This window comes from Streptomyces sp. NPDC028991 (assembly GCF_055564775.1).
This window is the reverse complement of sequence record NZ_JBVHVP010000033.1, coordinates 31795-55574: the sequence shown is the minus strand read 5'-3', so window position 1 is coordinate 55574 and position 23780 is coordinate 31795. Positions and strand designations below refer to the sequence as shown.

Here is a 23780-nt window from a genome sequence, read left to right as displayed (position 1 = left end):
CACAGCCCACTCAGCATCCGAAAGCTCATGACGACGCACCACGACAAGCATGATCCCTCATCACTTGAGCACCTTTGAAGACGACTCCTAGGACCAAGAACCGCCCGCCTTCCGGTCCGCACCCCACCGAGGTCATCATGAGCCGCTCCGGCGAGCTCCGTCTTCGCTTCCCCCACCGATCCCGACTATCCGCTCCGCTGGAGCATCCAGTAGCTCGTAGGGGCCGCCCGCCTGGAGCGGCAACACTTTCATCGGCCTTCGCGAGTGCTGTCGCTTCTCGTGCACGTTGAACACGCGGCGGCCCGGCCGCCTCCCGAAGCGCTGAACATCTGCTGTGTCCCCGGCACCCCGCGTGGTGATACGAGATGGCTCCTCAGCCGACCCGGAAGCTGACCGCGATTGAACAGATCCGCCTCAAGGCCGTCCTTGCCAACTGCCCTGAGCTCGACGCCGTGACCGGTCACGCCCGGTCGTTCGCCCAGATGCTCACCGAGCGCACCGCAACCTTGGAATACGTGCCCGGCACCGGCCGCATGCCCGAACCTGTCCGCGGTCGACGCTCGGCTTTCGAGCGCGGGCCGGCTCGCTGAAGCAACAGCAGGTCGGCGACCCAGCGAGCGGGGATCTCCTCGGCCAGGCCCAAGGCACCCTTGCCGCACGGTTCCTGATGTACTGGTCATCGATCCTCGTGACAAACTGCGCCCACCGCGAACCATGACCGGTCCGGTGTTTTGTTCGGAGGGAAAACAGTGCGATGACTCGGCCTGACCACGGCAGTGGTCATCATCCTGGCCATCACCAGTTGCAGCGGGAGCCAGGACGGCGACGATGCCGCAGTGAAGCCGGCCGAGAGCGAGGCGGCCTCTGCCTCCCCGGCCGCACGGCAGAGCAAGTCCCCCCCCCCGCTGCTGGAGCGATCTGCAAAGCCGCCTGCGCTCGACGCACGCCCTCAACGTCGCGCACGCCCAGCGCTGGATTTTCCACACTCTGACGGGCTCCCCGCCGCACCTCGCCCAACCGGCCCTCGCGCCGGCCGCCGGATTGCAGCGCCAGCAGTACCAGCGCTTCCGCTGGCGGATCCTGCCAGCCGAAGCCGAACTGCTCACCCACACCGCGCACGTGCTCCTCGACGAGCACGGCATCGACGAGCCACTCCAGTGGACCCCGCAGCAGCTCTCTGCCCGTGCCCTGCGTCACCTCGTCCTTCCCGGGCCTGCCCCCGACAGCATCACCGTCGCCCAGCTCCAGCAGGCCGTGCCGATGGGCGACTTCTCCATCGCCCAGTTCGCGCGCGCACTCAACACCACCACGGCCCACGTCACCTACCTGCTGACCCAGCACCCCCTCGACTGGAGCCCACGTTCCGCCGAACTCAGCACACCGCCAGCCGCATCGTGCAGTGGCGCACCTGGTACGAAGAAGATCGCCTGTCGCTCCAGGACATCGCCGACCGCGAAGGAACAACCCTCGCCACGGTCCGCCTCGCATTCCTCAAGAACTCGGTCTCACTGCGCCCCGCCGGGTCTTGTCCGGGCCGCCCTCGGCGGAAGTGATCTGTCTCTGCCCGCCCGCTCACCGGTGAGGGGGCGGAACTGCTTGCAGGCCCCGGACAGCGCTGATCCGGCTGCTGTCCCGGCCCCCGGCACGCAGGACCGGCCGCCTCAAGACGCTCGCACCGTACTGCTCACCCGCCATGGAAGCCGTGATCGCCGAAGGCGCCCGCCTTCGCCGCGAAGCATGCGGACCACCCGCTCAATGGACTAACTGGCACAGATGAGCCCCGGATCCGGCGGCGGGGCAGGCGTGAGCCGGATCCGGGGTGGCGTGGGCCCTCGGTGAGCAGGCTATTTGACGGCGCCTGCGGTGACGCCGCGGGTGAGGGTGCGCTGGAAGAGGAGGAAGAAGACGACCATGGGAATGACGCCGAGGAGGGCGGCGGCGCTCAGGGCGGTGGGGTCGCTGGTGTACTGGCCCTGCATGACGGACAGGCCGAGGGGGACGGTCTGGTTGTCGTTGGAGATCAGCAGGACGAGTGGGTAGAGGAACTCGTTCCAGCTCCAGACGAAGAAGAACACGCACATCACCGACAGGGTGGGCCAGCTCATGGGCAGGATGATGCGCCACAGGATGGTCCAGCGGCCGGCGCCGTCGAGGGAGGCGGCCTCGATGAGTTCGCGGGGGAAGCTGCTGAAGACGGAGGAGAGCAGGTAGGTGCCGAAGGCGCTGTAGGTGATGCCGACGAGGATGGTGTAGCCGAGTTTTCCGTCGTACAGGCCCATCTCCTTGAAGAGGTAGTAGATGGGGTAGACCAGTCCTTCCTGTGGCAGGACGTTGACGCCGAGGAAGAAGACGAGGAAGGCGGTGCGCCAGCGGACGCGGCCGATTCCGATGGCGTAGGCGTTGAAGAGGGCGAGGACGACGGCGATGAGGACGACGCCGAGGCTGATCTGGATGCTGTTGACGAGTTTCTGGGTGAAGTCGACGCGTTCCCAGACGTCGCCGATGATGTCCCAGTTCCAGTGCTCGGGCCAGGACAGTGACCCGTTGGTCCGGTAGTCGGCGCTGGTCTTGAAGGAGTTGAGCAGGATGATGGCGAACGGGGCGAGGAAGGCCAGGACGAAGACGGTGACCGCGGCGAGGACGGCGTAGGAGCCTGCACTGCGCTTGCGGGGCGCCTTGTTCCTGCGCCGGCGCGTGGCGGGGGCAGGGCCGGAGGTGTGTGTCTTCGCGGTGCGGGACGTGGCAGGGGTAGTGGTGTCGGTGGTCATGGTCATCCGTCCTCGCGGGCCTGGCGGGTGAGCATCGTTCCGGCGATGATCAGCACGAGCAGGGTGATCGTGCTGGAGATCGCCGATCCGTAGCCGACGTCGGCGCGTTCGAAGAAGTTCTGGTAAGCGAAGTAGGCCGGAACGAGGGTGGAGTTTCCGGGGCCGCCGCCAGTGAGGACGAAGATCTGGGCGAACACCTTCAGGCCGGCGATGGTGGTGGTGACCAGGACGACGTAGACCTCGGGCCGCAGGATGGGCACGGTGATGCGGGTGAAGCGCTGCCACCAGGAGGCACCGTCGAGTGAGGCGGCCTCGTACAACTCGGGATCGATGCGCTGCAGGCCGGACATGAACAGGACCAGCGGGTAGCCGAGCTGCATCCAGACCAGGACGCCGAGGACGATCCAGAGGGCGAGGTCGGGGTCGCCGAGCCAGTTCTCGGCGAGGGAGCCGAGGCCGACGGTGTCCAGGACGCTGTTGACGGCGCCTTCAGGAGCGAGGATCCATCCCCACATCAGGCCGGTGACGGCGACGGGGATGACCTGGGGCAGGTAGAGGCCGGAGCGGAAGATGCCCACGATGCCGTCGCCGTGCTTCTTGCCGATGTAGTCGAACAACAGCGCGGCCAGGAACAGGCCGAGAAGAGTGGGGACGACGGCGATGCCGATGATGACGAACGCGATGTTGCGGAAGGAGGCCCAGAAGTCGGCGTCCTGGAAGAGCCGGGTGTAGTTGTCCAGGCCGGTGAAGGTGGGATCGCCGATGCCCTGCCACGCCGTCAGGCTGTAGTAGAAGGTCATCACCAGCGGGACGACGAGGAAGAGCAGACTCAGCAGCAGGCCCGGCGCAAGGAAGACGGCATAGCCCGTGGACCGCGGGTGACGTTTGGTTTTCACTGTTGCTCCTGATTGGGCGGGACGGCTGCCGCGGCGGGCCCGGGCAGCCGCCCACCGGAACGCGTGGTCACCGGCCGGCGGCACGACGAAGCGACGGCCGGGGCGGGAACGTCACGGCCTGGTCGCGACGTACTTCTCGTAGGGGGCCGCCAGCTCGTCGAGGACGGAGTCGGCCTTGCCGCCGTTCATGAGGTTCTGCGTGGCGGCGACCCAGGTGTCGTAGTAGCCGGCGACCGGCCAGTCAGGGTAGAAGGCCAGGCCGTCGTTCTCCTGGGTCTGCGCGAAGGCTTCAGTGAGCTCGCGGGACTTGGGGTTGGTGATGTCGGCCGGCTTGGCGGCGAGCGGGACGTTGCCCTCCTCACCGATCAGCTTCTGGATCTTGTCGGACATGGTGATGTCGATGAAGTCCTCGGCGAGCTTCTTGTTCTTGGCCTTGGTGGGGATGACCCAGTTGTTGCCGCCGGAACCGAGGGTCCTCTCGCTGCCCGGGTAGGCGGCGGTGGACCACTGGAAGTTCTTGATGTCGGTGGTCAGGCTGCCGAACCACCAGTTGCCGCCGACCATGATGGGCCGCTTCTTGGAGACGAACTGCTCGACCATGTCGCTGCCCTTGAGGCCGACGTCCTTCTTGTCGAAGTAGCCCTTGTCGAGCCACTCCTGGTACTTGTCGACGGCGTAGGTCATCTCAGGGCCGTGGAAGTCGACCTTGCCCAGGTAGCGCTGGTAGTTGTCGACCCAGGTGTTGTTCGCCTGGGACAGGGCGAGCAGGTAGAGCCAGTGGCTGGCGGGATGGTCGTTGCCGGCGTTGGCGAGCGGGGTGATGCCGGCGGCCTTGAACTTCGCCAGCGCCGCTTCGAAGCTCTTGAAGTCGGTGGGCTTGTCGACGTTGTACTTTTTGAACAGGTCGTCGTTGTAGTAGGTGAGGACGAACTCACCATAGTTGGGTATGCCGTACCACGTGTCGCCGCCCATCTCGCCCTTGTCGTTGTAGCGGGCGGTGACGGAGGCCCCTTCGCTGATCTTCCTGTCCCAGCCGTGTTCCTTCACGAGCGGGGTGAGGTCGGTGAGCAGGCCCTGCTTGGCGAGCTGGCCGGTGGTGGCGTTGCCCTTGTTGTACTCCATGACGTCGGGCGCCTTGTCGGAGTTGAGGATCATGCCGGCGTTCTGCTGGATCTGCTCGAACGTCTTGCGTTCGAAGACGACCTTGACGTCAGGGTGGGTCTTCTTGAATTCGGCGATGGCCGCGTCCCATGCCTTGCTCAGGGCCCCGTCCTCCTGCTCGTAGTGCCACAGGCGAAGGGTCTTGCCGTCGCCCTCGGCGCTGTCGGAGCCGCCGCAGGCGGTCAGCGGTGCCAGCAGGGCCAGGGCACAGGCCGCGAGGAGGAGCGGCCTTCTGCGAAGGGCGGAGCGGGTGCGCGGGATGTTCATGGCTGTTCCTTGGTGTGCGTCGTTGCGACAAGGGCGGGCGGTGTCAGCTGGTGGTGCGGCGGCGGTGGACGCGGGCTTCCCACGGCTGCAGGGTGTGCGGCTGGGTGAGCGGGTCGGTGGCGGGAACGTTGGCGATCAGGGTTTCGCTGTGCTCCCAGCCGTCGGGCAGGTCGACGGTGAGGTCGCTGCCGCTGAAGTTGGCCAGGACGAGCAGTTCCGTGCCCCGGTCCGCGTCGTGGCGGGTGAAGGCGTAGAGCTGTTCGTGGTCGGAGTGGAGCATGTGGAAGTCGCCGTGGGTGAGGGCGGGCTCGGTGTGCCGCAGGGCGATCAGGCGACGGTAGTAGTGGAAGACGGACTCGGGGTCTGCCTGCTGTGCTTTGGCGTTGATCTCGGTGTGGTCGGGGTTGACCGCGATCCACGGCGTGCCGGCGGTGAAGCCGGCGTGTTCGGTGGCGTCCCACTGCATGGGAGTGCGGGCGTTGTCCCGGCTGCGGTGCCGCAGCCCAGCGAGGACCTGCTGTTCGTCGGCGCCGAGGGCCAGCTGATCGCGGTGGTGATTGAGGGACTCGATGTCCCGGAAGTCGTCGATCGCGGCGAAGGGCGCGTTGGCCATGGCCAGTTCCTCGCCCTGGTAGACGTACGGGGTGCCGCGGTGCAGGTGCAGGACGGTGGCCAGCAGCTTCGCCGAGCGGTAGCGGTAGAACGGCGAGTCGTCACCGAAGCGTGAGACCACCCGCGGCTGGTCGTGGTTGTTCCAGTACAGGCTGTTCCAGCCGGTCCCGCCCAAGCCGGTCTGCCAGCGGCCGAGGCTGGCCTTGAGGTCGGTCAGCTTCAAGGGGCGGACGTCGAACTTGCCACCGGGGCCCTGGTCGAGACCGACGTGCTCGAACTGGAAGACCATGTCGAGCTCGCGCCGTTCAGGATCGGTAAAGAGCCTGGCCTGCTCGACGGTGACGCCGGGCATCTCGCCGACCGTCAGCAGGCGCCGCGGATGGCCGGCGAAAACCTCGCGGTGCATCTCGGCGAGGTAGTCGTGAATCCGCGGCCCGCACACGTAGTGCGGGCTGCCGTCGCCGAAGCGGGCGCCTTCGGCGACGATGCCGTCGGGCAGGGCCGGATCCTTGGAGACCAGGTTGATGACGTCCATGCGGAAGCCGTCCACCCCGCGCTCCAGCCACCAGCGCATCATCGCGTACACGGCCTGGCGGACTTCGGGGTTGTCCCAGTTCAGATCGGGCTGCTTGCGGGAGAAGGTGTGCAGGTAGTACTCGCCGCTGGCGATGTCGTACGTCCAGGCGGGGCCTGAGAACCACGACTCCCAGTTGTTCGGCTCCGCTCCGGGCGTCCCGGGCTCCATCCCGTCGCGGGCGGGACGCCAGATGTACCAGTCGCGCTTCGGGCTGCTCGGTCCGCCGTCTCGGGAGGCGGTGAACCAGGGGTGCTCGTCGCTGGTGTGGTTCACGACCAGGTCCATCACCAGCTTCATGCCACGCTCGTGTACCGAGGCCAGCAGCCGGTCAAAGTCGGCCAGCGTGCCGAACAGCGGGTCGATGTCCTGGTAATCGCTGATGTCGTAGCCGTTGTCGTCGTGCGGTGAGGGGTAGACCGGGGAAAGCCACAAGACGTCAGCGCCGAGCTCTGAGAGGTAGTCCAGACGCTCGGTGATCCCCTGAAGGTCGCCTATTCCGTCCGCGTTGGAGTCTGCGAAGGAGCGCGGATAGATCTGGTAGACGACCGCCTTGCTCCACCAGGAATCGGCGGGGCTGGCTACGTTTTCGGGCACGGCAAACCTCATCGTGTGTGATCAGCTACTTAAAGTGAAGTCGGGGAGGAGTGACAGCCTTGGCGTGAAGCTCGGCGGCGGCAGCAGGTCAGGAGATAGCCGCGCCCACCGCGTCACGGATGACGAGGCAGGCCGCGCCTCTGGCCCACAGATCGTGGCGGACAGGGTCGACGTGGAGGTCGCAGTCGCGGGCAGCGGTGGAGAACGCGTGCGCTTCCAGTGCCTGTGACGCCGCCGGGCCGAAAAGGTCGTAAGCGACCGCTCCTTCTCCGGCGATGATGATCTTTTGCAAGTTCAGCAGGTTGCACATACCGGCCAGCCCCCGCCCCAGGGCGGCTCCCGCTTCGGCGAACGCGGAGCGGGCGACCGCCTGGGTCGACCCGCCTGCGGGCGAACGGGCGAGGTCGATGGCTTCGGAGATGCTGGTGCAGGGAATGCCCGCATCCTGCAGATGACGCAGGACCGCCCGGTCTCCGGCCAGAGCCTCCAGGCAGCCGCGGCGGCCGCAGCTGCACATCGGGCCCGCCGGGTCGAGGGGCAGGTGGCCGAGTTCTCCGGCCAAGCCGGTGGCGCCGGAGAAAAGGGCTCCATCGAGCAGCAGGCCGCAGCCGATGCCGGGGCCGACGGTGACGACGGCGAACGAGTCGACGTCGCGCCCCTGCCCGAACCAGCGTTCTGCGACGACCAGGGTGTTGACGTCGTTGTTCACGACGACCGGCAGACCGGTCGCCTCGCGCAGCGGGCCGGCCACGTCGACCTTGTCCCAGTCGAGCAGGGCCGAGTAGCGGCAGATGCCGGCGCCCGAGTCGACGTGTCCGCTGACCCCGACCCCCAGCCCCAGCACCCTGTCCGCCGCTTCGGGCGCCTCGGAAAGGAGCCTGCTGGTCAGGGCTGCAGCGGCGGACAGGGCAGTCTCGGGCGCGCAGTCGGCGATCGGTTCCTCGGCACGGGCCAGGACGTTGGCCGCCATGTCGGTGATCACCCCGGACACCTGCGCGGGACCGATCTTCATGCCGACGACAACGTGCTTGTCCGGATTGACGTGGAGCATCTTCTGCGGCCGGCCCCGCCCCTGGGGAACGGCGTCCGACTCGCGCAGGTAGTCGTGCTCCAGAAGCGGGGGAAGCATCCGGGTCACGCTCGACGGAACGAGACCGAGGCGCTGGGCGAGCTGGGTACGCGAGATGGGACCCGCGGTGAGCACGGTCGCGAAGATCTCTGCCCGGGTCTGCTCACCGACAAGCTCCGAGAAACGGATCTTGGACGGGCTCATCACGCGCGCCTCCAAAGGTGTAGTCGGTCAACGGCTGGTCGGTTCGGTCCGCTTCCATCGAACCCGATGTGGTGCGTGCCGTCGTCGGTGACGGCGAAACCGTGGCGCAATCAGGGCCAGGAAGATCACCGTGCTCTCCTCCCGCCTTACTCCGGGAGCCTGGCCCGGTGCCCCGGGCCGGCTGGACATGACGGGAGTCTGTCCTCCCAGTTTTCGTGCGTCAAGAAAGAAAACAGCGCGTTACGCAACCGTAATCGCGCCTCACATGCCTGCTTCCTGCACAAGAAGTCCCGGTCTGGGGCCTCGGTTCGGCCGAAGAGGGGGGTGAGCGGCAACGAATCTTGTCTATTTCGTTGACACGGGGAAGAAATGACGGGACGTTATCCGGCGACCGCACAGCGCTGGGCTCAGCATCCGGCGCTTGCGCGGCACCCCAGGGGCCCGTTGTCCGCGCCGTTGGTGCGCTCAGCGGAGTGCGTGCTGCGCCCACCGGCCCGGGTGGGGCGGAGAACCGGAGTGTTCCGGCCTCCCCGGATGAACCCGGGCGCACGCGCCACCCGTTCTTGCCTGCCGAAGGGAGGACTCTCGCACTGGCCCGGTCACCGGTCCGCGATGCGGCCGTGGCCGGCCGATCCGCCGGGCATCCGGCCATCTACGTGTACGTAGCCCGGACCGGCCGGGGGCACCCAGTTTCCGTCCCCGGCACACCTGTAGGAACCCGCCGGTGGCCGCCTCGGCCGCGCTTCCCCCCTGATGCGTGCGGTCCCGCCGGCTTGCGCGCTGGTCGGGCCGCCCGGACAGACCGCGATGCAGAGCCGCCGGTGGTCCCCCTGTTGCCAAGGAGAAGGACATCAGCATGCCCGCAGCAGCACTGAGAGGACTGGCGGCGATCGCCGTCGGCCTGGCGCTGGCACTGGCCTCGGTCATCGTGCCCGTCAGCACGGCCGCGGCCGGAACACCCCCAAGCCGCCCCGCCCTTGACGCCCTGGCCGCTCCGGCGGCTGAGCCGACACCCGCGGACAGCACCGCACTCAAGACCTGGTGGCACGACAACTACGAGTTCAACACCACTAGCCCGGTGGCCAACGACAAGGTCCGGCGGTCGTCGTTCTACGACGTGAAGGTGGCTACCGCGGCGGCCCCGACGACGCAGTACGACTCGTTCGCGTACATGAGCATCCCGCGCAGCGGCAAGGGAAAGATCGGCTACACCAAGGAGGACGGGGCCGAGTTCTCCTCGTCCGCGAACCTCACCATGAGCTGGTCGTCCTTCCAGTACACGACCGACGTGTGGGTCGACGTCTCCCTGCGCACCGGCCAGACGATCTCCTCGGCCGACCAGGTCAAGATCAAGCCGAGCAGCCTGGACTTCGCCAAGGAACTGGTCGACAGCAAGACCGTGCGCGTCAAGGTGCCCTACAGCTCGGCCGGCTACCGGTTCTCCGTCGAGTTCGACCCGCAGCTGTACACGGCTTACAACGACATGTCCGGTCCCGCGAACGACGCCGGCAAGCTGACCACCCAGGGCGGCGGCGGCAACCGGGCCGTCCACACCGAGCCCCGCAACTCCATGATGATCTTCGCGGAGCCGGCACCGACGGGCGCGGAGGCCGAGCGGCTGATCCCGACGGCGTCCTCGGGCAGCACCTACTACCCGCCTCAGGGCCAGGTCACCAACCTGAACACGATCAGCGAGGAGATCGTGTACTTCCGGCCCGGCACCTACTACATGACCTCCAAGTACCACGCGCTGCTGCCCAAGCAGGTCAAGTGGGTCTACCTGGCCCCCGGCGCATATGTGAAGGGCGCCATCCGGTTCCCCGACGACAGCCAGGGCCTGTACAAGGTGACCGGCCAGGGCGTGCTCTCCGGCGAGCAGTACGTCTACGAGGCGGACACCAACAACAACTACGACCACCTCTCCGGCGCGTCCAACTGCCACACCAGCTGCGTGAAGATGCTGCAGTTCGCCTCCGCGCAAGGCCGCCAGCAGCACCTGGACCTGCAGGGCGTGACCATCAACGAGCCGCCCTACCACTCCTTCGTCGTCTACGGCGACGAACAGACCTTCAGCATGCGGGTCGACAACTACAAGCAGGTCGGGTCCTGGTACTGGCAGACCGACGGCATCGAGCTCTACCGCGGCAGCACCATGAAGAACACGTTCTTCAACGCCAACGACGACGTGCTGAAGATGTACCACAGCGACGTCAGCATCGATAACACCGTCATCTGGAAGAACGAGAACGGCCCCGTCATCCAGTGGGGCTGGACCCCGCGCAACATCGACAACGTCCGGGTGAACAACACCCACGTCATCCACAACCGCATGTACTGGAAGGACGTCAAGTACAACACCTGCATCCTCAACTCCTCCTCCCACTGGGAGAACACCGGCTCGACCACCACGGCCGACCCGGGCGCGTGGGTGAAGAACATGACCTTCGAGAACATCACCGTCGAAGGCATGACCAACTGCGCGATCCGCGTCTTCGCCCTGTCCAGCACCGAGAACATCCACGTCAAGAACCTCAAGATCGGCGCATGGAACCAGCTCGACCCGTCCTCCCAGGTCAGCCTCCTCAAGCGGTACTCCAACAGCGCCGGACAGAAGGTGACCCTCGGCAACGAAACGCGTGACAGCCGCGGCCTGAAGCTGGAGAACTACACCGTCGGCGGCACCGTCATCCAGAAGTCCGGCACCAACTGGGCAGCCGACCAGCTCGGCCGGATCGGCTTCGACGCCGAGACCTGGGACAACTGGAACGCCTGGGGCCCCGGCGGCAGCAACCCCGACCCCGACCCGGTCACCGGCGGCAAGATCGTCAACGGTGCGACGTCCAAGTGCATCGACCGCGCCGGCGGCTCCACCGCCAACGGCACTGCCGTCCAGCAGTGGTCCTGCGCCAACGTGGCCTCGATGAGCTGGGTGCTCGACGGACAGCAGCTGAAGTCCGGCGGCAAGTGCCTCGACGTCGAAGGCGGTGCCACCTCCAACGGCACCAAGGCGCACCTGTGGGACTGCGGCAGCTGGGACAGCCAGAAGTGGGCCGTCCAGTCCAACGGCACCCTGAAGAACGTCAAGTCCGGACGCTGCCTCGACATCGAAGGCAAGAGCACCGCCGACGGCGCCCGCCTGCACCTGTGGGACTGCGGCACCTGGGCCAGCCAGAAGTGGACCCTCACCTCCTGACCACCCCGGTGGCCGCCGCCGGCAACCCACCGCTGCCGGCGGCCACCGGCCCCCGCACCCCGCTCCTCTCTGGAAGAAGCGTCACCCCCCGCTCGCCGCTGAGAAAGGGCATCACCGTGGAGACACCCACCAGGTACCAGGGACCGGTGCTGGGCCTGTTCCGGATCGTGCTCGGACTGCTGTTCGCCTGCCACGGGGCGGCAACGCTCTTCGACGTACTCGGCGGACCGCACAGGCAGCCCCCCAGCACCGGCCAGTGGCCCGGATGGTGGGCGGCAGTGATCCAGCTGGTCGGCGGCGCCCTCGTCCTGCTCGGCCTGGGCACCCGACCGGCCGCCCTTCTGTGCTCCGGCTCCATGGCCTACGCCTACTTCGTGCACCACCAGAGCGACGGACTGTTCCCGCTGGAGAACGGCGGCGAGCAGGCGGCCCTGTTCTGCTGGGCCTTCCTGCTCATCGCCGTCCTCGGCCCCGGCCGATGGGCCACGACCGAGCTGCTCACCCTCTCCACCCACCGCAAGCAGCACCCGCGAAAGGAGGTGAGCGACACGCGCAGCATCTGACCTCGCACCACTGTCTGTCATGAGCACGTAAATCACTGGTCATATCGGCCTGTGATTCCCCGACGCACACGGAGGAAGAGCATCATGAACCGCGTACCCGCAACCGCGGCCGGCCGCACCGCACTGGGCGCCGCCGTACTGGCCACCAGCCTGATCGGCGTACTCGCCCAAGCGCCGACGGCCGCCGCGCACGGCACGGTCATCGCCCCCGAGACCCGCAACTACGGCTGCCTTCAGCGCTGGGGCTACACCGAGCCCAACGAGTCCCAGGACCCCATGTGCTACCGCACCTACCACGAGAACGCCAACGCCATCGGCGCGTGGAAGGCCGTCTACGCCAACAACACAGGCGACAACTACCAGCAGGTCATCCCCGACGGCCAGATCTGCAGCGCCGGCGGCCAGGGCGAGACCAACTACCGGCCGCTCGACCGCCCCGGCCCGTGGAAGATGACCGACATCAGCTCCAACTTCACCGTCGACCTCTACGACGAGGCCCGGCACGGCGCCGACTGGCTCGAGGTCTACGTCACCAAGCAGGGCTTCAACCCCGAGTATGAGCTGATCGGGTGGGACGATCTCGAACTGGTGAAGAAGACCGGCCGCTACCCCTACCAGGCGCACTACGTCACCGACGTCAGCACCTCCGGATACAGCGGACGGCACGTGGTGGTGACCGTCTGGAAGGCGTCCCACATGGACCAGAAGTACTTCCTGTGCAGCGACGTCAACTTCAGCTGACACCAGGGCGCCCCAGCTGAACGACATCACGGCACATCGGCCTCGCGAGGTGCACACACCTCGCGGGGCCTTCCCCCTCCCTCTCACCGGTCGGCTGCCGCGGCCGGACCGGTCGCCTCACGGAGGACCCATGCTCCTGACCAGCCACCCCCGCCGCCTGCTGCGCGACCGGCTCCTTCCCGCCGTCCGCACCCCATCGGCCCGAAGGACAACCACACAGCGCGCGGCCGAGTACTACCGGACGCGCAGCACCGCGGTTCTGCGCATCAGCCTCGGTGTCCTCTACTGCTGGTTCGGGGTGCTCAAGCTCTTCCCTGCCGCGAGCCCGGCCGAGGAGATCGCGGCCGCCGCCATGACGAAGCTCACCGGTGGCCTGCTGCCCACAACCGTGTCCATGCCGCTGCTGGGAACGGCGGAGACCTTGATCGGACTCGCTCTGGTCACCGGCCTGTTGCTCCGGCCCGCCTTGACCCTGTTCCTCGGGCACATGGCCGGGGTCTTCACCTCCCTCGCGCTGCTGCACGGTCAGATGTGGCACCACGGTGTGCCCACCCTCGAAGGCCAGTACGTCCTGAAGAACCTTGTCCTGGTGGCCGCCTGCCTGGCCGTCGCAGCCGACGAGATCTCTGGTTGACGCTCACCAACCCCAGCTACGCAGCCGCCAGATTATCCGCCCGGTCCTTCGGGTCCAGGAGTCAGCCGACACCGCGAAGAAGTGCCACGTTCGTGAGACTGAGCGGCTGTGCCATCGACTTGAGACAGCGGAAGAAACGCTGGTCAACGAGCATGCCCTGTGCCCCGAGCGGCGAGACCCTACAGGCGTGTTCGATAGCCTGCCGGAGTGGGGACCGTTGAACGGCTGGTGCCGGATGAGCTGTGGGAGTTGTTCCAGCGCGTGGTGCCGGCAGCGCCGACTCGTCCGCAAGGCGGAGGCCGACGTCGGCGTGACTCTCCGACCCGCGCCGCCCTCACATCGGGGCTCACCGCGACCACGCGGCCTGCTCCGTTCGCCACCGGGACCACGTCGGCTTTCACCGGGAGTGCGTAGTCGCCGCGCAGCACCGCCAGGTCGCGGTGACTCAATGCGGCGGCGTGTATGGCGACCAGGGCCTGCCCCGGGCCGGGGACCGGGTCCGCATGCTCGCGGATGGCCAAGCCGTCGATCCCGGCGCCGCTGTCGATGTGGCAACTACGCGTGGAACGGTGCTCCCCTCTCGTGTCCTGCTCGGCTGCCGCTCACTCGTCCGCGTCCGGCTCGGTGGCCAGCGGGACTTCACCGGCGGTCTTGCTGTAGCCGAGGGCCTCCACGATCCGGCCCTCCTCGACGCGCATGAGGTTCACGCCACGCACGGAGTCCTTGGGCCCGTCGCCGAAGCGGTAGCGCCAGCGGATCGTCGCCCGGTTGCCCGCGACGTCGACACTCTCGGGCTGGAACTGGGTGGTGCGGTCGGCCGCAAGTGCCCGCCAGAAGGTGAGACACGCCTCCCGGCCTTCGTAGCGCCCACCGTCCGGTGCGGGCTGGATCGCCTCCATGACGCAGTCCTCGCCCACCAGATCGTCGAGTACGTCGGGCTCGTGCCGGACGAACGCGTGGTTGAACCGGTCGATCACAGCGGCGGTCGTGCGAGGCGTCATAGCCCCTCCTGATAGGTAGATAGAACAGTCGGTCTACTTACTGTATAGACCGGTTGATCTACCGGTCAACCACTGGCAGGCTGGCCGCCATGAGCCCCCGTACGGAACCAGGACCACGCGAGCGCCTACTGGATGCGGCACAGGAGCTGACCTACCGCCATGGTGTCGGTGTGGGCGTGGACACTCTGCTCAAGAGCGCGAATGTGGCCCGTCGGTCCCTCTACGAGCATTTCGGCGGCAAGGACGGCCTGATCGCAGAGGTGCTGCGCTGCAGCGCCGACGAGGACGAGGCCAGCTATGAGCAGACCATGCGGGCGGCGGGCGACGATCCGCGCGAGCGTCTTCTGGCTGTCTTCGACAAGCTCGCCACCGTTGTCGTCGAGCCGGGGTTCCGGGGCTGCCGGTATCTCGCTGCCGACCTGGCCCTGGCCGACCCCGCCCATCCGGGACACGCCGTCACGCGTCGGTACCGTGAGCGTGTGAGCCAGCTTCTGGCAGGCGAACTCGTCAAGCTCGGCCATCCCCGACCGGCCCACGCCGCCGACCAGCTCCAGCTGCTGATCGACGGAGTCTTGGCGGCCGGGGCCACCCGCCCCGACACCAACCCCGTCGCAGCCGCGCGGGAGCTCGCCGAGCAGATCCTCGCGTAGCGCAACAGGCAGGACGACCCGGCCCGCCCGACCATCAGGTCGAGACCGGTGAGTGGGCGCGGGATCGGTGACCACCTGGACGTTCACGCCGTGGCGGCGGTGCTTGGCGGAGTAGTCCGCCCGGCCGTCGCCAAGGCGGTCGCATGCGGCGAGGGTGCCGTCGAGCGGGACGAAATCCGGGTCGGCTTCACGCAGGACTTCGAGCAGGCCAGGTGCCCGCACCGCGAGCAGGTCGACCACGGTGCGGGGTAGGCGTGGGCGGTGCCCACCGAGATATCGTGCCCGCTTCGACCCCCATCTCCACCGCGTCGATGGCCGTCCGGCTGCCGGGTTACGCGCGACAGGCCGACGACGGCACCTACCCGGCCGATGACGGCACCGTCGCCACGCATCTCACGGCGATGGCGCCCGTGGTCGAGGAAAGCGAGTCGCTCCGCGTCAACGCCGAACTGCCGAGACTCGTCAGGGCGCTGGCCGAGCGAGCGGTGGCCGACGGTCACGGGGCCAGCGGTTACGCGGCGCTGGTGGAGCAGTTCGGCAAGCCATGAGTCGTGCGGCGGCCGGGTCACGGGGTACTCACCGGCCCGCGCCTACTCTCCGGTCCTCTCCCAACGGACGACCCGGCCGCAGCGTCGACAGCGACAGAGCAGGACGTGGTGCCCGGACGCTGAGTCTCGCCGGCCGCTCTCCTTGATTTCCTTGATCCGGGTGTGGGTGCACCGAGTGCCGGCCGCCTCGGCTTCGGCACGGTATCCGTAGGACCACCACGAGGGGTCCGGCCCGAAGTTGGACTGTCGCCCCGATTCCTCGTCGCGTGCGGGCGTCCAGCACCGCAGCAGGCCACCAAGTCCGACCCACAGGGACCATTCGTCGCCGCATACCGGGCAGCACCAGCCCTTCCCGTGCTCGTACCTGGCCAGCGAGTGGCCCCAGCCCCGCCGCTGCCGGTCTGCGGACAGCCCGGCATACCGCTCTCTCCAAGGGTGCAGGCTGTAGGCCCTGGGCCGACCGTAGCTCTGACACGAGTGGCCCCTCGTGCGCCGACCGCTCATGTAACCCCCCTTGGCTCCGCTCCGCTAGCCGCGCCGTGTGTCCCGGGTCATGCTCTCCGTCCGGCTGAGCGCGGCCACTCGGCCCGTTCGCAGAGTATGTCGCGGATATTCGGCACCCCGTCAACTGCCGTTCGCGGTGGCTGATGCGGGCTTGGTGCGGTCGTCCGCGTCGCCGGTGTGCCCCGTGCGGGACGCGGTCGATGGGTGCCGGGCGGCGGCGAGTGTGGCGGTGGACCAGACGCCCGCTCCGGGGCTGCGAGCCGGTGAAGCCGACGGCGGGCGCCAGGCCGACGCGGCTGTTGCCGCGGTAGCCGGAGAGGGGGCCGTGAGGCTCATCCCCCGGAGACGGTGCGGGGGAAGGCGCGTCGGTAGTCGGTGGGTGAGACGCCCACCTGCTCGAGGAAGTGGTGGCGCAGGTTGTTCGCCGTGCCGAGGCCGGTGAGTTCACCGATCTTCTCGACCGGGAGGGTGGTCGATTCGAGCAGGGCCTGGGCGTCGGCGAGACGCTGGTTGAGGAGCCACTGGAGCGGGGTCGTGCCGGTGGCGGCCTGGAGGCGGCGGTAGAAGGTGCGCGGGCTCTTCGCCGCCCTGCGGGCGAGGTCATCGACGGTGAGGGGTTCGTGCAGGCGGCCTCGCGCCCATTCCAGTACGGGTGCCAGTCCCTCGTCGTCCGTGACGGGCACGGACAGGTCGATGAACTGCGCCTGACCGCCCGAGCGGTGGGCCGGCACCACCATGCGGCGGGCGAGCCGGTTGGCGACGTGAGCACCGAGGTCACGGCGTACCAGATGGAGGCAGAGGTCGAGCCCGGCGGTCAGGCCGGCGCTGGTGAGCACGTCGCCGTCGTCCACGTAGAGGACGGAGTCGTCGGCGTGGACCTTCGGGTAGCGCTCGGCGAGCTGGGCGGTGTGCATCCAAAGCCGATTTCCTCGGTCACGACCACTGCGACAGTTCCCACGCTCATGCCCCGAAGGGTACTGGCAGGAATTTGGTGGGTGCCGTCACCCATGTCACTGTGTCCGGCCGCCACGGGCTGCGAACGTAGGGCACACCTGATCGAACCCGCGGAGAGCGGGCGTATGTGGGGAGTTGTGACATGACCACGGATACATCTGATACCCGGCAGGCCGTCACCGTCCTGGGGCTGGGCCTGATGGGCTCGGCGCCGGCCCCCGCGCTGCTGGACCGGGGCCACCCGGCCACCGTGTGGAACCGCTCGGCCGACAGGGCCCGGCCACTGGTGGAGAAGGGCGCCCGGCAGGCCGCGACGGCCGGGGAGGCGATCGCCGCCAGCCCGGTCGTCCTCGCCTGTGTGCTCGACTACGACGTACTGCACGCCGTCGTGGACCCCGTCGCCGATTCGTTCCGGGGGCGGACCCTGGTCAATCCGGGCTCCGGTTCCCCCGAGCAGGCCCGGGAGTTCGCGGCCTGGGCCGCGTCGCACGGCGCCGACTACCTCGACGGCGGGATCATGACCACCCCGCCGGGTGTCGGCAACCCGGAGATGATGTTCCTCTACAGCGGCTCACGGGCCGTCTTCGAGGCCCGGCGGTCGGTCCTGGCGGTACTCGGCGATCCGCTGTACCTGGGCACCGGCCCCGGCCTGGCCTCGCTCACCGACGCCGCGCTGCTGGGCCTGATGTGGTCCGTCTTCACCGGTTGGCTCCAGGGCACCGCGCTGGTCGGCACGGAGAAGACGCGGACCACGGAGTTCCTGCCGCTCGCGCTCCGCTGGCTGACCACCGTCACCGGTTTCATGACCACGTACGCCTCCCAGGTGGACGCCGGGCACTATCCCGGCGATGACGCCACCGTCGACGTACAGATCGCGACCATCGACCACCTCATCCACGCCTCGCAGCTCCGGGGCATCGACACCTCGCTGCCCGAGCTGCTCAAGGCCACCATGGAGCGCGCGGCGGCGTCGGGGCACGGCGCGGACAGCTACGCGAGCGTGATCGAGGTGCTGAGGCGGCGCGGCCCGAAGGACAGTGACGCAAGGCAGCAGGCGGCGTGAGGGGCAGAGGGCGGGTTCGACCGTCTGACGCATCCTCACGGCGCCCCGCCCCTACGTGTGCCGGCACGCGCGCGATCCCATGGCGGGAAACTTCTCCCGCTCTGCGGCGCGCCCTCCACCTCCCGGGGACCGGACTCGCAAGGCTGCGCAAGTACGCCGGTCCGCCGCCCCGAATACGCATGCCCCCCTCGGGTACGCGAAGCGGACCGGACGACGCAAGAGAGGATGCGCAGATGGCCGAACAGGGCACCGCCCCCCGACGGGGCCGCCACCAGCCTGCCGGCCCGGTCGAGAAGGTACCCCTGCCGGTCACCGGCCGGGACGGTGAAGCGCCGTGAACGCGGTGACGGCGGCGCTGTCGCTCGTGGGGGTCGCAGCGCTGATCGTCGTCGGCGTGTACGGGGCTGCCTGGGCCGCGCGGCTGTCCGGCGATCCCGTGTCCGCCGTGCCGTTCGCGTCGGGGCAGGAGCCGGTCGAGCACGCGGCGAGCCGCTTCCACGTGCGCTGGTACACCGTCACGATGCTGTTCCTGGCCTTCGACATGGAAATGGTCTTCATGTACCCGTGGACGCGGGTGATTTCAGCGATGGGGCCCAGTGCGGTGATCGAGATGTTCGTCTTCCTGGCGGTCCTGCTCGCCGGGGTCGTCTATGCCTGGCGGGAGGGCGCACTGCGATGGACCTGACCAGTCTCGCCCTGCGCGCCGCCGCCGCGCGGCCCCGCGTGCTGCTGGCCACGCTGCCGGGCGGAACGGCCGCGCGGCTTCAAGCCGAGCGCTTGGCGCGGCTTCGGGACTGGCCGCTGGCCGGCACTCCGGCCCAGGCGGACCTGCTGCTTGTCGCCGGACCGGACAGCCCCGCCCTTGACGTTCCGGTGGACCGGCTCTGGCAGGACATGGCCGTGCCCTGCGCCCGCCTGCACGTGAGCGATGCCGGCGATGTCGAGGCCGCACTGCGGGCCGGACGGACCCAGCTCGGCTCACCGGCTGTTCAGCAACAGCACGCTCGAGCGTCCACCGAAACGGTCCGGAACGACGAGGGCGGCAGCCCGCACTGCCAGGAGTCTTCCGGCGGTGCTCACCGTCGCCACGCGAGCGCAGACAACCGCAACACCGGTGCGCCCACCGATGGGCACGGCGGCCACCATCACGGTGCGGACGCCTCCCGCGGGGGCAGCCGGGCCCCCGGCGGCCACAACAACGAGCCCCCCGAACCTCAGGACGGACACGGCGGCCATGACGGTGACGGCGGTCACGACGGTCACGGCAGTCATGGAGGGCACGGTGGCGGGGAGATGGAGATGCCGGGCGGGCTGCCGATGGCCGAACGGGGTGAGGACCGTGACGGTTTGACGCTCGACCGCCTGCACGTGCCGTTGGGGCCGCTGCTCGCCGACTGGCCGGCCGGTCTGACCGTCAAGCTGACCCTGCAGGGCGACGTCATCCAGGAGGCCGGCGTCGAGCATCCGCTCACGCCTACGGAGGGATCGGCTCTGCCGTTCTGGGCGGAGCCGTGGCTGCGCGCGGCTGAAGGGGAGCCGGTGAGCGTGGGAGAGGCGGCCCGGCGGCGGGCGGCTGCCCATCTGGACAGTCTGGCCCGGCTGCTGTCGGTGGCCGGCTGGACCGCCGAGGCGACCGCAGCGAGGCGTCTGCGTGACGACTTGCTCGGCGGTGCCCCCGGCGCGGCCGTCGCCTCCCGGCTGGACCGTTTCGCGCGCCGGGTCGGCCGGTCGCGGACGCTGGCCTGGCTGACCCGTGGAATCGGCAGCCTGAGCGCGGTCGAGGCGCGAGCGGCCGGGGTGAGCGGACCAGCGGCGCGGGCCGGCGGGGATGTGACCGCTCGCTACCGGCAGTGGCTTGACGACGTCCGCCGGGACGTGGGGCGGCTGGAGGACTCCGCGCTGCTTCGACCAGGGGTGGACGAAGGGCCTCGCGGCCACTGGAGGAGCGACGACCCGCCGTCGGCCGCGCTGATCTCGCTGCTGCCGCGTCTGCTGACGGGAGCCGAGCTGGCCGCGGCCCGTCTCATCGTGGCCAGCCTCGACCCCGACCTGGACGAGCTCGCCGCGAGCGGCCGGGAGGTGACGGCTCGTGGTTGAGGCGGGTGCGTGGTGGACGCTGCTGGCCGCTCCGGCGATGCTGCTCGCCCTGGCCATGCTGGCGGTAGCCGGCAACGCCGTGATCGAGGCCCGCGAGGCGGGCCGGCCGTTCTCTCCCTCGGCCGTGATGCGGCCGTTCCTCGGGGTGCCGCGGGCACTGCTGGCGCAGCCGCGGCGCCTGCCGGCCCCGGATGTGCTGCTGTGGCGGACCGGTGTGATCACGGTGCCGGTGGCCGCGGTGCTGTCCACGCTGGTGATTCCGTTCGGCACCACAGCGGTGGCCGATGTGTCGGTCGGGCTGGTGTGGTTCAACGCCATGGAGGTGCTGACCTGGGCCGGTCTGTGGCTGGCCGGGTGGGGCCCCAACGCGGCCTTTTCCCTCATCGGCGGCTACCGGTTCCTTGCCCAGGGCCTGGCCTATGAGCTGCCGCTGATGTTCGCGCTGATCTCGACCGCCACCGGTGCGCAGTCCCTGCGGGTGAGCGACATCGCCGCTTCCCAGCACGGCCTGTGGAACGCGGTGTGGATGCCGGTCGCCTTCATCGTCTACCTGGCCGGTGTCCTGGCCTTCAGCTTTCTGGGTCCGTTCGCCTACCCGGCCGGCCGTGACCTTGCCGGCGGGGTGCTGAGCGAAGCGTCCGGGGTGGACCGGCTGCTGCTTCAGGCCGGACGGTGGCTGTGGCTGGCGGCCGGGGCGGCGATGGCGGTGCCGCTGTTCCTCGGCGGCGGCGCCGGCCCGGTCCTACCGCCCTGGGCGTGGTCGCTGGTCAAGACGCTGCTGGTGCTGGCCGTGCTGGTGGCCGCGGTACGCAGGCTGCCGGTGATCCGCGCGGACCGGTATGTGGAGCCGGCCTGGGTGGTGCTCATCCCGCTGATCATTGTCCAGGCACTGGTCCCGGCCCTGGTCGCCCTGAACCGATGACGAGCAAAGGGAGCACGTCATGACGACCACCGACCTCATGCTGTCGGCCGTGCTGGGCGTACTCGCCCTGGTCGGCGGTGTGCTGGTGTTCACCCTGAACTCGATGGCCCGCGTCACCTTCGCCCTGCTGGCCTCCCTGTGCTGCATCGGCGGCGTGGTGACCGACCTGGGACTGCCGTACCTGGGCGTGGTGATCGTACTGATGATGGTCATGGAGATGGTGATCATGGCCGTGTTCATGATCGCCTACATGATGAACCCGGCCGGTCTGATGCCGATGTCGATGCTGCACAACAAGCGCGGCTCCCTGGCCATCAGCGCCGTGGTGTTCGCCGCCCTGGTCGCCGGAATCTTCACAGTGCCGTGGCCGAACCCGGCCGGGGCGCGGCCGAAGGACACCACCTTCCAGGTCGGCGTGTCGCTGATGGGCGACCAGATGCTGACGATGGTGACGCTGGGGTTCGTGCTGCTGGCCACGATGGTGGGCGCCACCGTACTGGCCACCCACCGGGGCCGCTACGACCGCTTCGGCGACGACCTCGACCAGCGGCCCGCAAACGACCCGGCCGGCGGCGGGGTGGGCCGATGACCTTCGAGCTGCTCCTGGTGCTGGCCGCGGGCCTGTTCTCGATCGGCCTGTTCGGCGCACTGTCCCAGCAGTCCATCGTCATGATCATGATGGGGATCGAGCTGATGATCGGCGGGGTCATCGTGGCCGCCGCCGACTTCTGGCACTTCCTTGCCCCGGCCGCGGCGAGCGGCCAGGTGGTGATCGTGGCGGCGGTGGTGGCGATGGCGGTGGAGATGGCCATGGGCTTCGCCGTCACCACGGCCATCTACCGGGCGCGGCAGGTCGACATGACCGACATGGCCGAGGAGCTGAAGGGGTGAGCGCGCTGCTCTGGCTGCTGATCGCCGTCCCTCTGGGCGCTGGAACCCTGCTGAGTCTGGCCGGCAGAGGCGTCGATCGCCCGGCCCCTGCCCTGGGCGTGGGAGCGGCCCTGATGACACTGGGCCTGGCGGTGGCCGCCGCGCTGGCACGGCCTGAAGCGAGTGCGCCTCTGCTCGCCGGGATGCGGGCCTCGCTGGCGGTGGACGGTCTGTCCGCGGTCATGGCGGTCACCGTCGCCGCGGTCACCCTGGGCGTGTTGGTGTTCTCCGCCGGGGAGTTCGGCCGGGACGAGGACCGGGGCCGGTTCTTCGGGCTGACGCTGCTGTTCGCCGGGGCCATGCTCGTGACCGTCACGGCGACCACGCTGCCACTGCTGCTGATGGCCTGGGAGGTCATGGGCGCCACCAGCTGGGCGCTCATCGGCTACTGGTGGCAACAGCCGGAGCGGGTGCGCGCGGCGGACGTCGCCTTCCTGACCACCCGCACCGCCGATCTCGGACTGTACCTGGCCGCCGGGGCCGCCCTCGCGGGCGGCATCGGCTCCCTGCGCCTGGACGCGCTGCCCTCGGCGAGCTCCCCGTGGCTGCATCTGGTCACGGCGGGAGTCGTGGCCGCGGCGCTGGGCAAGTCCGCCCAACTGCCGTTCTCCTTCTGGCTGTCCAAGGCCATGCAAGGCCCCAGCCCCGTCTCGGCCTTGCTGCACTCGGCGACCATGGTCGCCGCCGGGGCCTACCTGCTGCTGCGCCTGCACCCCCTGCTGGCGGCCACCGCCTGGGCCGGGCCGCTGGTGGCCTGGACCGGCGCGCTGACCGCCCTGGCCCTGGGGGTCGTGGCCGTCGCCCAGCGCGACGTGAAACAGCTGCTCGCGGCCTCCACCTCCGCGCAGATCGGCTATATGGTCCTGGCCGCGGGAAGCGGCGGCGTGGCGGGCGGCGTCACCCAGCTGGTCGCGCACGCCGCCACCAAATCGGGGCTGTTCCTGGCCGCCGGAGCGTGGCTGACCGCACTGGGCACCAGGCAACTGCCCGCTCTGCGCGGCGCCGCCCGCCGCTACCCGCTGGTCGGTGCCGCCTTCGCCCTCGGTGCGCTGACGCTGGCGGGGCTGCCTCCGCTGTCGCTGTGGGCGGCCAAGGACGAAGTCCTCGCCGCCGCCCGGGCCCAGAGCGTCGGCCTGTACGCCGTCGGACTGGCCGCCGCGGCCGTGGCGGCGGTCTACAGCGTCAAGGCCCTGTGGTACGTCACCAGGCCCCTGCCTCAGGACCCGGAGACCGGCTACGACACCGAGCGGCACGGCTCGCGCCGCGTCTCACGTGCGGCTCCGGTGCCCTTGTGGGCGCTGGTGGGAGCCGCGGCAGTGCTGAGTGTGCTCGCGCTGCCCGGCCCGGCGTCCTGGCTCAAGCAGCTGCTCGGCACCCCTGATGAGCCAAGCCCCGCGGGGTGGGAGCTGGGGCTGTCCGCCGGCGTGGCGTTCGCTGCTGCGGGCGCGGCCTGGTGGCGGCTTGGCCGCCAGGCATCAGCACCCCGGCCCGCACCGCGGTGGGTTCAGCAGTGGCTGTTTCTGGAGCGGGCCGCGGACGTCCTGGTGGTACGGCCCGTCCTGGCACTGGCGCGGGCGCTGGCGGCCTTCGACGACCGGATCGTCGACGGCGCCGTGCGGCAGGCGGCCCACAGCGGCCTGACCGTGGGACGGCTCGCCCGCCGCGTCGACGACGGCGGCATCGACGCCGCCGTCCGCGCGGTCGCGTCCGGTGCCCGGGGCCTGGGCCGGTGGGCGCGACGCCCGCAGACCGGGCTGTTGCACCAGTACTACGCCCAAATCGCCGTCGGCTTCGCGGTGCTGACTCTGATCGTGCTGTTGGTGAGGTAAATC

The 23780-nt window shown here is 69.2% G+C and carries 21 protein-coding genes and 2 pseudogenes; 14 read left to right on the top strand and 9 right to left on the bottom strand.

Features of this window, described 5'->3' with window-relative positions; translation table 11 throughout:
* Nucleotides 1-365 precede the first annotated feature (365 nt).
* Nucleotides 366-590, top strand: a complete 225-nt coding sequence (locus ACZ4V1_RS33655; RefSeq protein ID WP_468344190.1) for a hypothetical protein — start codon at nucleotides 366-368, stop codon at nucleotides 588-590.
* 1254 nt (nucleotides 591-1844) lie between these two features.
* Here the strand turns inward: ACZ4V1_RS33655 and ACZ4V1_RS33650 are convergent.
* From ACZ4V1_RS33650 to ACZ4V1_RS33630, 5 genes are all read right to left on the bottom strand, one after another.
* Complete coding sequence (locus ACZ4V1_RS33650) at nucleotides 1845-2768, bottom strand: carbohydrate ABC transporter permease (RefSeq protein WP_468344187.1); 924 nt, start codon at nucleotides 2766-2768, stop codon at nucleotides 1845-1847.
* A 2-nt stretch (nucleotides 2769-2770) separates the two neighbouring features.
* A complete protein-coding gene (locus tag ACZ4V1_RS33645; protein WP_468344184.1) occupies nucleotides 2771-3664 on the bottom strand; it encodes a carbohydrate ABC transporter permease in 894 nt (297 codons plus the stop codon).
* A 111-nt stretch (nucleotides 3665-3775) separates the two neighbouring features.
* Entirely contained in the window at nucleotides 3776-5092 is a 1317-nt protein-coding gene (locus tag ACZ4V1_RS33640; RefSeq protein ID WP_468344181.1) for an ABC transporter substrate-binding protein, read from the bottom strand.
* A 43-nt stretch (nucleotides 5093-5135) separates the two neighbouring features.
* On the bottom strand, nucleotides 5136-6875 hold the full coding sequence (locus ACZ4V1_RS33635) for an alpha-glucosidase (protein ID WP_468344178.1): 1740 nt from the start codon (nucleotides 6873-6875) through the stop codon (nucleotides 5136-5138).
* Between the two features lie 88 nt (nucleotides 6876-6963).
* Nucleotides 6964-8148, bottom strand: coding sequence for an ROK family protein (locus tag ACZ4V1_RS33630; RefSeq protein ID WP_468344176.1), 1185 nt, complete (start codon nucleotides 8146-8148; stop codon nucleotides 6964-6966).
* Between the two features lie 856 nt (nucleotides 8149-9004).
* Between ACZ4V1_RS33630 and ACZ4V1_RS33625 the strand changes: the two genes are divergently transcribed.
* The 4 genes from ACZ4V1_RS33625 (at nucleotide 9005) to ACZ4V1_RS33610 (ending at nucleotide 13279) form a co-directional block, all read left to right on the top strand.
* On the top strand, nucleotides 9005-11341 hold the full coding sequence (locus tag ACZ4V1_RS33625; protein WP_468344174.1) for a family 49 glycosyl hydrolase: 2337 nt from the start codon (nucleotides 9005-9007) through the stop codon (nucleotides 11339-11341).
* Between the two features lie 116 nt (nucleotides 11342-11457).
* Entirely contained in the window at nucleotides 11458-11904 is a 447-nt protein-coding gene (locus tag ACZ4V1_RS33620) for a DoxX family protein (RefSeq protein ID WP_468344171.1), read from the top strand.
* Nucleotides 11905-11988: 84 nt separating this feature from the next.
* Complete coding sequence (locus ACZ4V1_RS33615) at nucleotides 11989-12645, top strand: lytic polysaccharide monooxygenase (protein ID WP_468344168.1); 657 nt, start codon at nucleotides 11989-11991, stop codon at nucleotides 12643-12645.
* 130 nt (nucleotides 12646-12775) lie between these two features.
* Nucleotides 12776-13279, top strand: a complete 504-nt coding sequence (locus tag ACZ4V1_RS33610) for a DoxX family protein (RefSeq protein WP_468344165.1) — start codon at nucleotides 12776-12778, stop codon at nucleotides 13277-13279.
* A gap of 179 nt (nucleotides 13280-13458) precedes the next feature.
* Here ACZ4V1_RS33610 and ACZ4V1_RS33605 read toward each other — a convergent pair whose 3' ends face one another.
* Together ACZ4V1_RS33605 and ACZ4V1_RS33600 are read right to left on the bottom strand one after the other, a co-directional pair.
* Nucleotides 13459-13800, bottom strand: a complete 342-nt coding sequence (locus ACZ4V1_RS33605; RefSeq protein WP_468344162.1) for an alcohol dehydrogenase catalytic domain-containing protein — start codon at nucleotides 13798-13800, stop codon at nucleotides 13459-13461.
* A gap of 81 nt (nucleotides 13801-13881) precedes the next feature.
* Nucleotides 13882-14280: a nuclear transport factor 2 family protein gene (locus ACZ4V1_RS33600; RefSeq protein ID WP_468344159.1), complete on the bottom strand. Its 399-nt coding sequence runs from the start codon at nucleotides 14278-14280 to the stop codon at nucleotides 13882-13884.
* 89 nt (nucleotides 14281-14369) lie between these two features.
* On the opposite strand from ACZ4V1_RS33600, the gene ACZ4V1_RS33595 reads away from it, so the two are divergent.
* On the top strand, nucleotides 14370-14930 hold the full coding sequence (locus tag ACZ4V1_RS33595) for a TetR/AcrR family transcriptional regulator (protein WP_468344156.1): 561 nt from the start codon (nucleotides 14370-14372) through the stop codon (nucleotides 14928-14930).
* A gap of 60 nt (nucleotides 14931-14990) precedes the next feature.
* Here ACZ4V1_RS33595 and ACZ4V1_RS33590 read toward each other — a convergent pair.
* Nucleotides 14991-15217 (bottom strand): annotated as a pseudogene (locus tag ACZ4V1_RS33590) (IS5/IS1182 family transposase); the annotation flags it as partial.
* A 24-nt stretch (nucleotides 15218-15241) separates the two neighbouring features.
* On the opposite strand from ACZ4V1_RS33590, the gene ACZ4V1_RS33585 reads away from it, so the two are divergent.
* Nucleotides 15242-15478, top strand: coding sequence for an imine reductase family protein (locus tag ACZ4V1_RS33585; protein ID WP_468344196.1), 237 nt, complete (start codon nucleotides 15242-15244; stop codon nucleotides 15476-15478).
* A gap of 836 nt (nucleotides 15479-16314) precedes the next feature.
* Here ACZ4V1_RS33585 and ACZ4V1_RS33580 read toward each other — a convergent pair.
* A pseudogene (locus tag ACZ4V1_RS33580) lies at nucleotides 16315-16914 on the bottom strand (helix-turn-helix domain-containing protein); the annotation flags it as partial.
* Nucleotides 16915-17078: 164 nt separating this feature from the next.
* Here ACZ4V1_RS33580 and ACZ4V1_RS33575 point away from each other — a divergent pair.
* The 7 genes from ACZ4V1_RS33575 (at nucleotide 17079) to ACZ4V1_RS33545 (ending at nucleotide 23777) form a co-directional block, all read left to right on the top strand.
* The gene (locus tag ACZ4V1_RS33575; protein WP_468344153.1) at nucleotides 17079-17999 is read left to right on the top strand and encodes an NAD(P)-dependent oxidoreductase; all 921 of its coding nucleotides are present in this window, start codon (nucleotides 17079-17081) and stop codon (nucleotides 17997-17999) included.
* 334 nt (nucleotides 18000-18333) lie between these two features.
* Complete coding sequence (locus ACZ4V1_RS33570) at nucleotides 18334-18684, top strand: NADH-quinone oxidoreductase subunit A (protein ID WP_468344150.1); 351 nt, start codon at nucleotides 18334-18336, stop codon at nucleotides 18682-18684.
* On the top strand, nucleotides 18675-20096 hold the full coding sequence (locus ACZ4V1_RS33565) for a hypothetical protein (RefSeq protein WP_468344147.1): 1422 nt from the start codon (nucleotides 18675-18677) through the stop codon (nucleotides 20094-20096). Before ACZ4V1_RS33570 ends, ACZ4V1_RS33565 begins: the two co-directional genes overlap by 10 nt.
* On the top strand, nucleotides 20089-21018 hold the full coding sequence (locus ACZ4V1_RS33560; protein ID WP_468344145.1) for a complex I subunit 1 family protein: 930 nt from the start codon (nucleotides 20089-20091) through the stop codon (nucleotides 21016-21018). Before ACZ4V1_RS33565 ends, ACZ4V1_RS33560 begins: the two co-directional genes overlap by 8 nt.
* Nucleotides 21019-21037: 19 nt before the next feature.
* The gene (locus tag ACZ4V1_RS33555) at nucleotides 21038-21607 is read left to right on the top strand and encodes an NADH-quinone oxidoreductase subunit J (RefSeq protein ID WP_468344142.1); all 570 of its coding nucleotides are present in this window, start codon (nucleotides 21038-21040) and stop codon (nucleotides 21605-21607) included.
* Nucleotides 21604-21909 carry an NADH-quinone oxidoreductase subunit NuoK gene (locus tag ACZ4V1_RS33550; protein ID WP_468344139.1) on the top strand — a complete coding sequence of 102 codons (306 nt, stop codon included), beginning with the start codon at nucleotides 21604-21606 and terminating at the stop codon, nucleotides 21907-21909. The genes ACZ4V1_RS33555 and ACZ4V1_RS33550 overlap by 4 nt, the downstream gene beginning before the upstream one ends.
* Nucleotides 21906-23777 (top strand): NADH-quinone oxidoreductase subunit 5 family protein, encoded by a 1872-nt coding sequence (locus ACZ4V1_RS33545; RefSeq protein WP_468344136.1) that lies wholly within the window; start codon nucleotides 21906-21908, stop codon nucleotides 23775-23777. Before ACZ4V1_RS33550 ends, ACZ4V1_RS33545 begins: the two co-directional genes overlap by 4 nt.
* The last annotated feature ends 3 nt before the right edge of the window (nucleotides 23778-23780 follow it).

Excerpts from the sequence above, each read along its gene's own strand:
- ACZ4V1_RS33655 (WP_468344190.1), top strand. The coding sequence starts at position 366 with ATGGCTCCTCAGCCGACCCGGAAGCTGACCGCGATTGAACAGATCCGC.
- ACZ4V1_RS33650 (WP_468344187.1), bottom strand. The coding sequence starts at position 2,768 with ATGACCACCGACACCACTACCCCTGCCACGTCCCGCACCGCGAAGACA.
- ACZ4V1_RS33640 (WP_468344181.1), bottom strand. The coding sequence starts at position 5,092 with ATGAACATCCCGCGCACCCGCTCCGCCCTTCGCAGAAGGCCGCTCCTC.
- ACZ4V1_RS33630 (WP_468344176.1), bottom strand. The coding sequence starts at position 8,148 with ATGAGCCCGTCCAAGATCCGTTTCTCGGAGCTTGTCGGTGAGCAGACC.
- ACZ4V1_RS33625 (WP_468344174.1), top strand. The coding sequence starts at position 9,005 with ATGCCCGCAGCAGCACTGAGAGGACTGGCGGCGATCGCCGTCGGCCTG.
- ACZ4V1_RS33615 (WP_468344168.1), top strand. The coding sequence starts at position 11,989 with ATGAACCGCGTACCCGCAACCGCGGCCGGCCGCACCGCACTGGGCGCC.
- ACZ4V1_RS33610 (WP_468344165.1), top strand. The coding sequence starts at position 12,776 with ATGCTCCTGACCAGCCACCCCCGCCGCCTGCTGCGCGACCGGCTCCTT.
- ACZ4V1_RS33600 (WP_468344159.1), bottom strand. The coding sequence starts at position 14,280 with ATGACGCCTCGCACGACCGCCGCTGTGATCGACCGGTTCAACCACGCG.
- ACZ4V1_RS33595 (WP_468344156.1), top strand. The coding sequence starts at position 14,370 with ATGAGCCCCCGTACGGAACCAGGACCACGCGAGCGCCTACTGGATGCG.
- ACZ4V1_RS33585 (WP_468344196.1), top strand. The coding sequence starts at position 15,242 with ATGGCCGTCCGGCTGCCGGGTTACGCGCGACAGGCCGACGACGGCACC.
- ACZ4V1_RS33575 (WP_468344153.1), top strand. The coding sequence starts at position 17,079 with ATGACCACGGATACATCTGATACCCGGCAGGCCGTCACCGTCCTGGGG.
- ACZ4V1_RS33565 (WP_468344147.1), top strand. The coding sequence starts at position 18,675 with ATGGACCTGACCAGTCTCGCCCTGCGCGCCGCCGCCGCGCGGCCCCGC.
- ACZ4V1_RS33555 (WP_468344142.1), top strand. The coding sequence starts at position 21,038 with ATGACGACCACCGACCTCATGCTGTCGGCCGTGCTGGGCGTACTCGCC.
- ACZ4V1_RS33550 (WP_468344139.1), top strand. The coding sequence starts at position 21,604 with ATGACCTTCGAGCTGCTCCTGGTGCTGGCCGCGGGCCTGTTCTCGATC.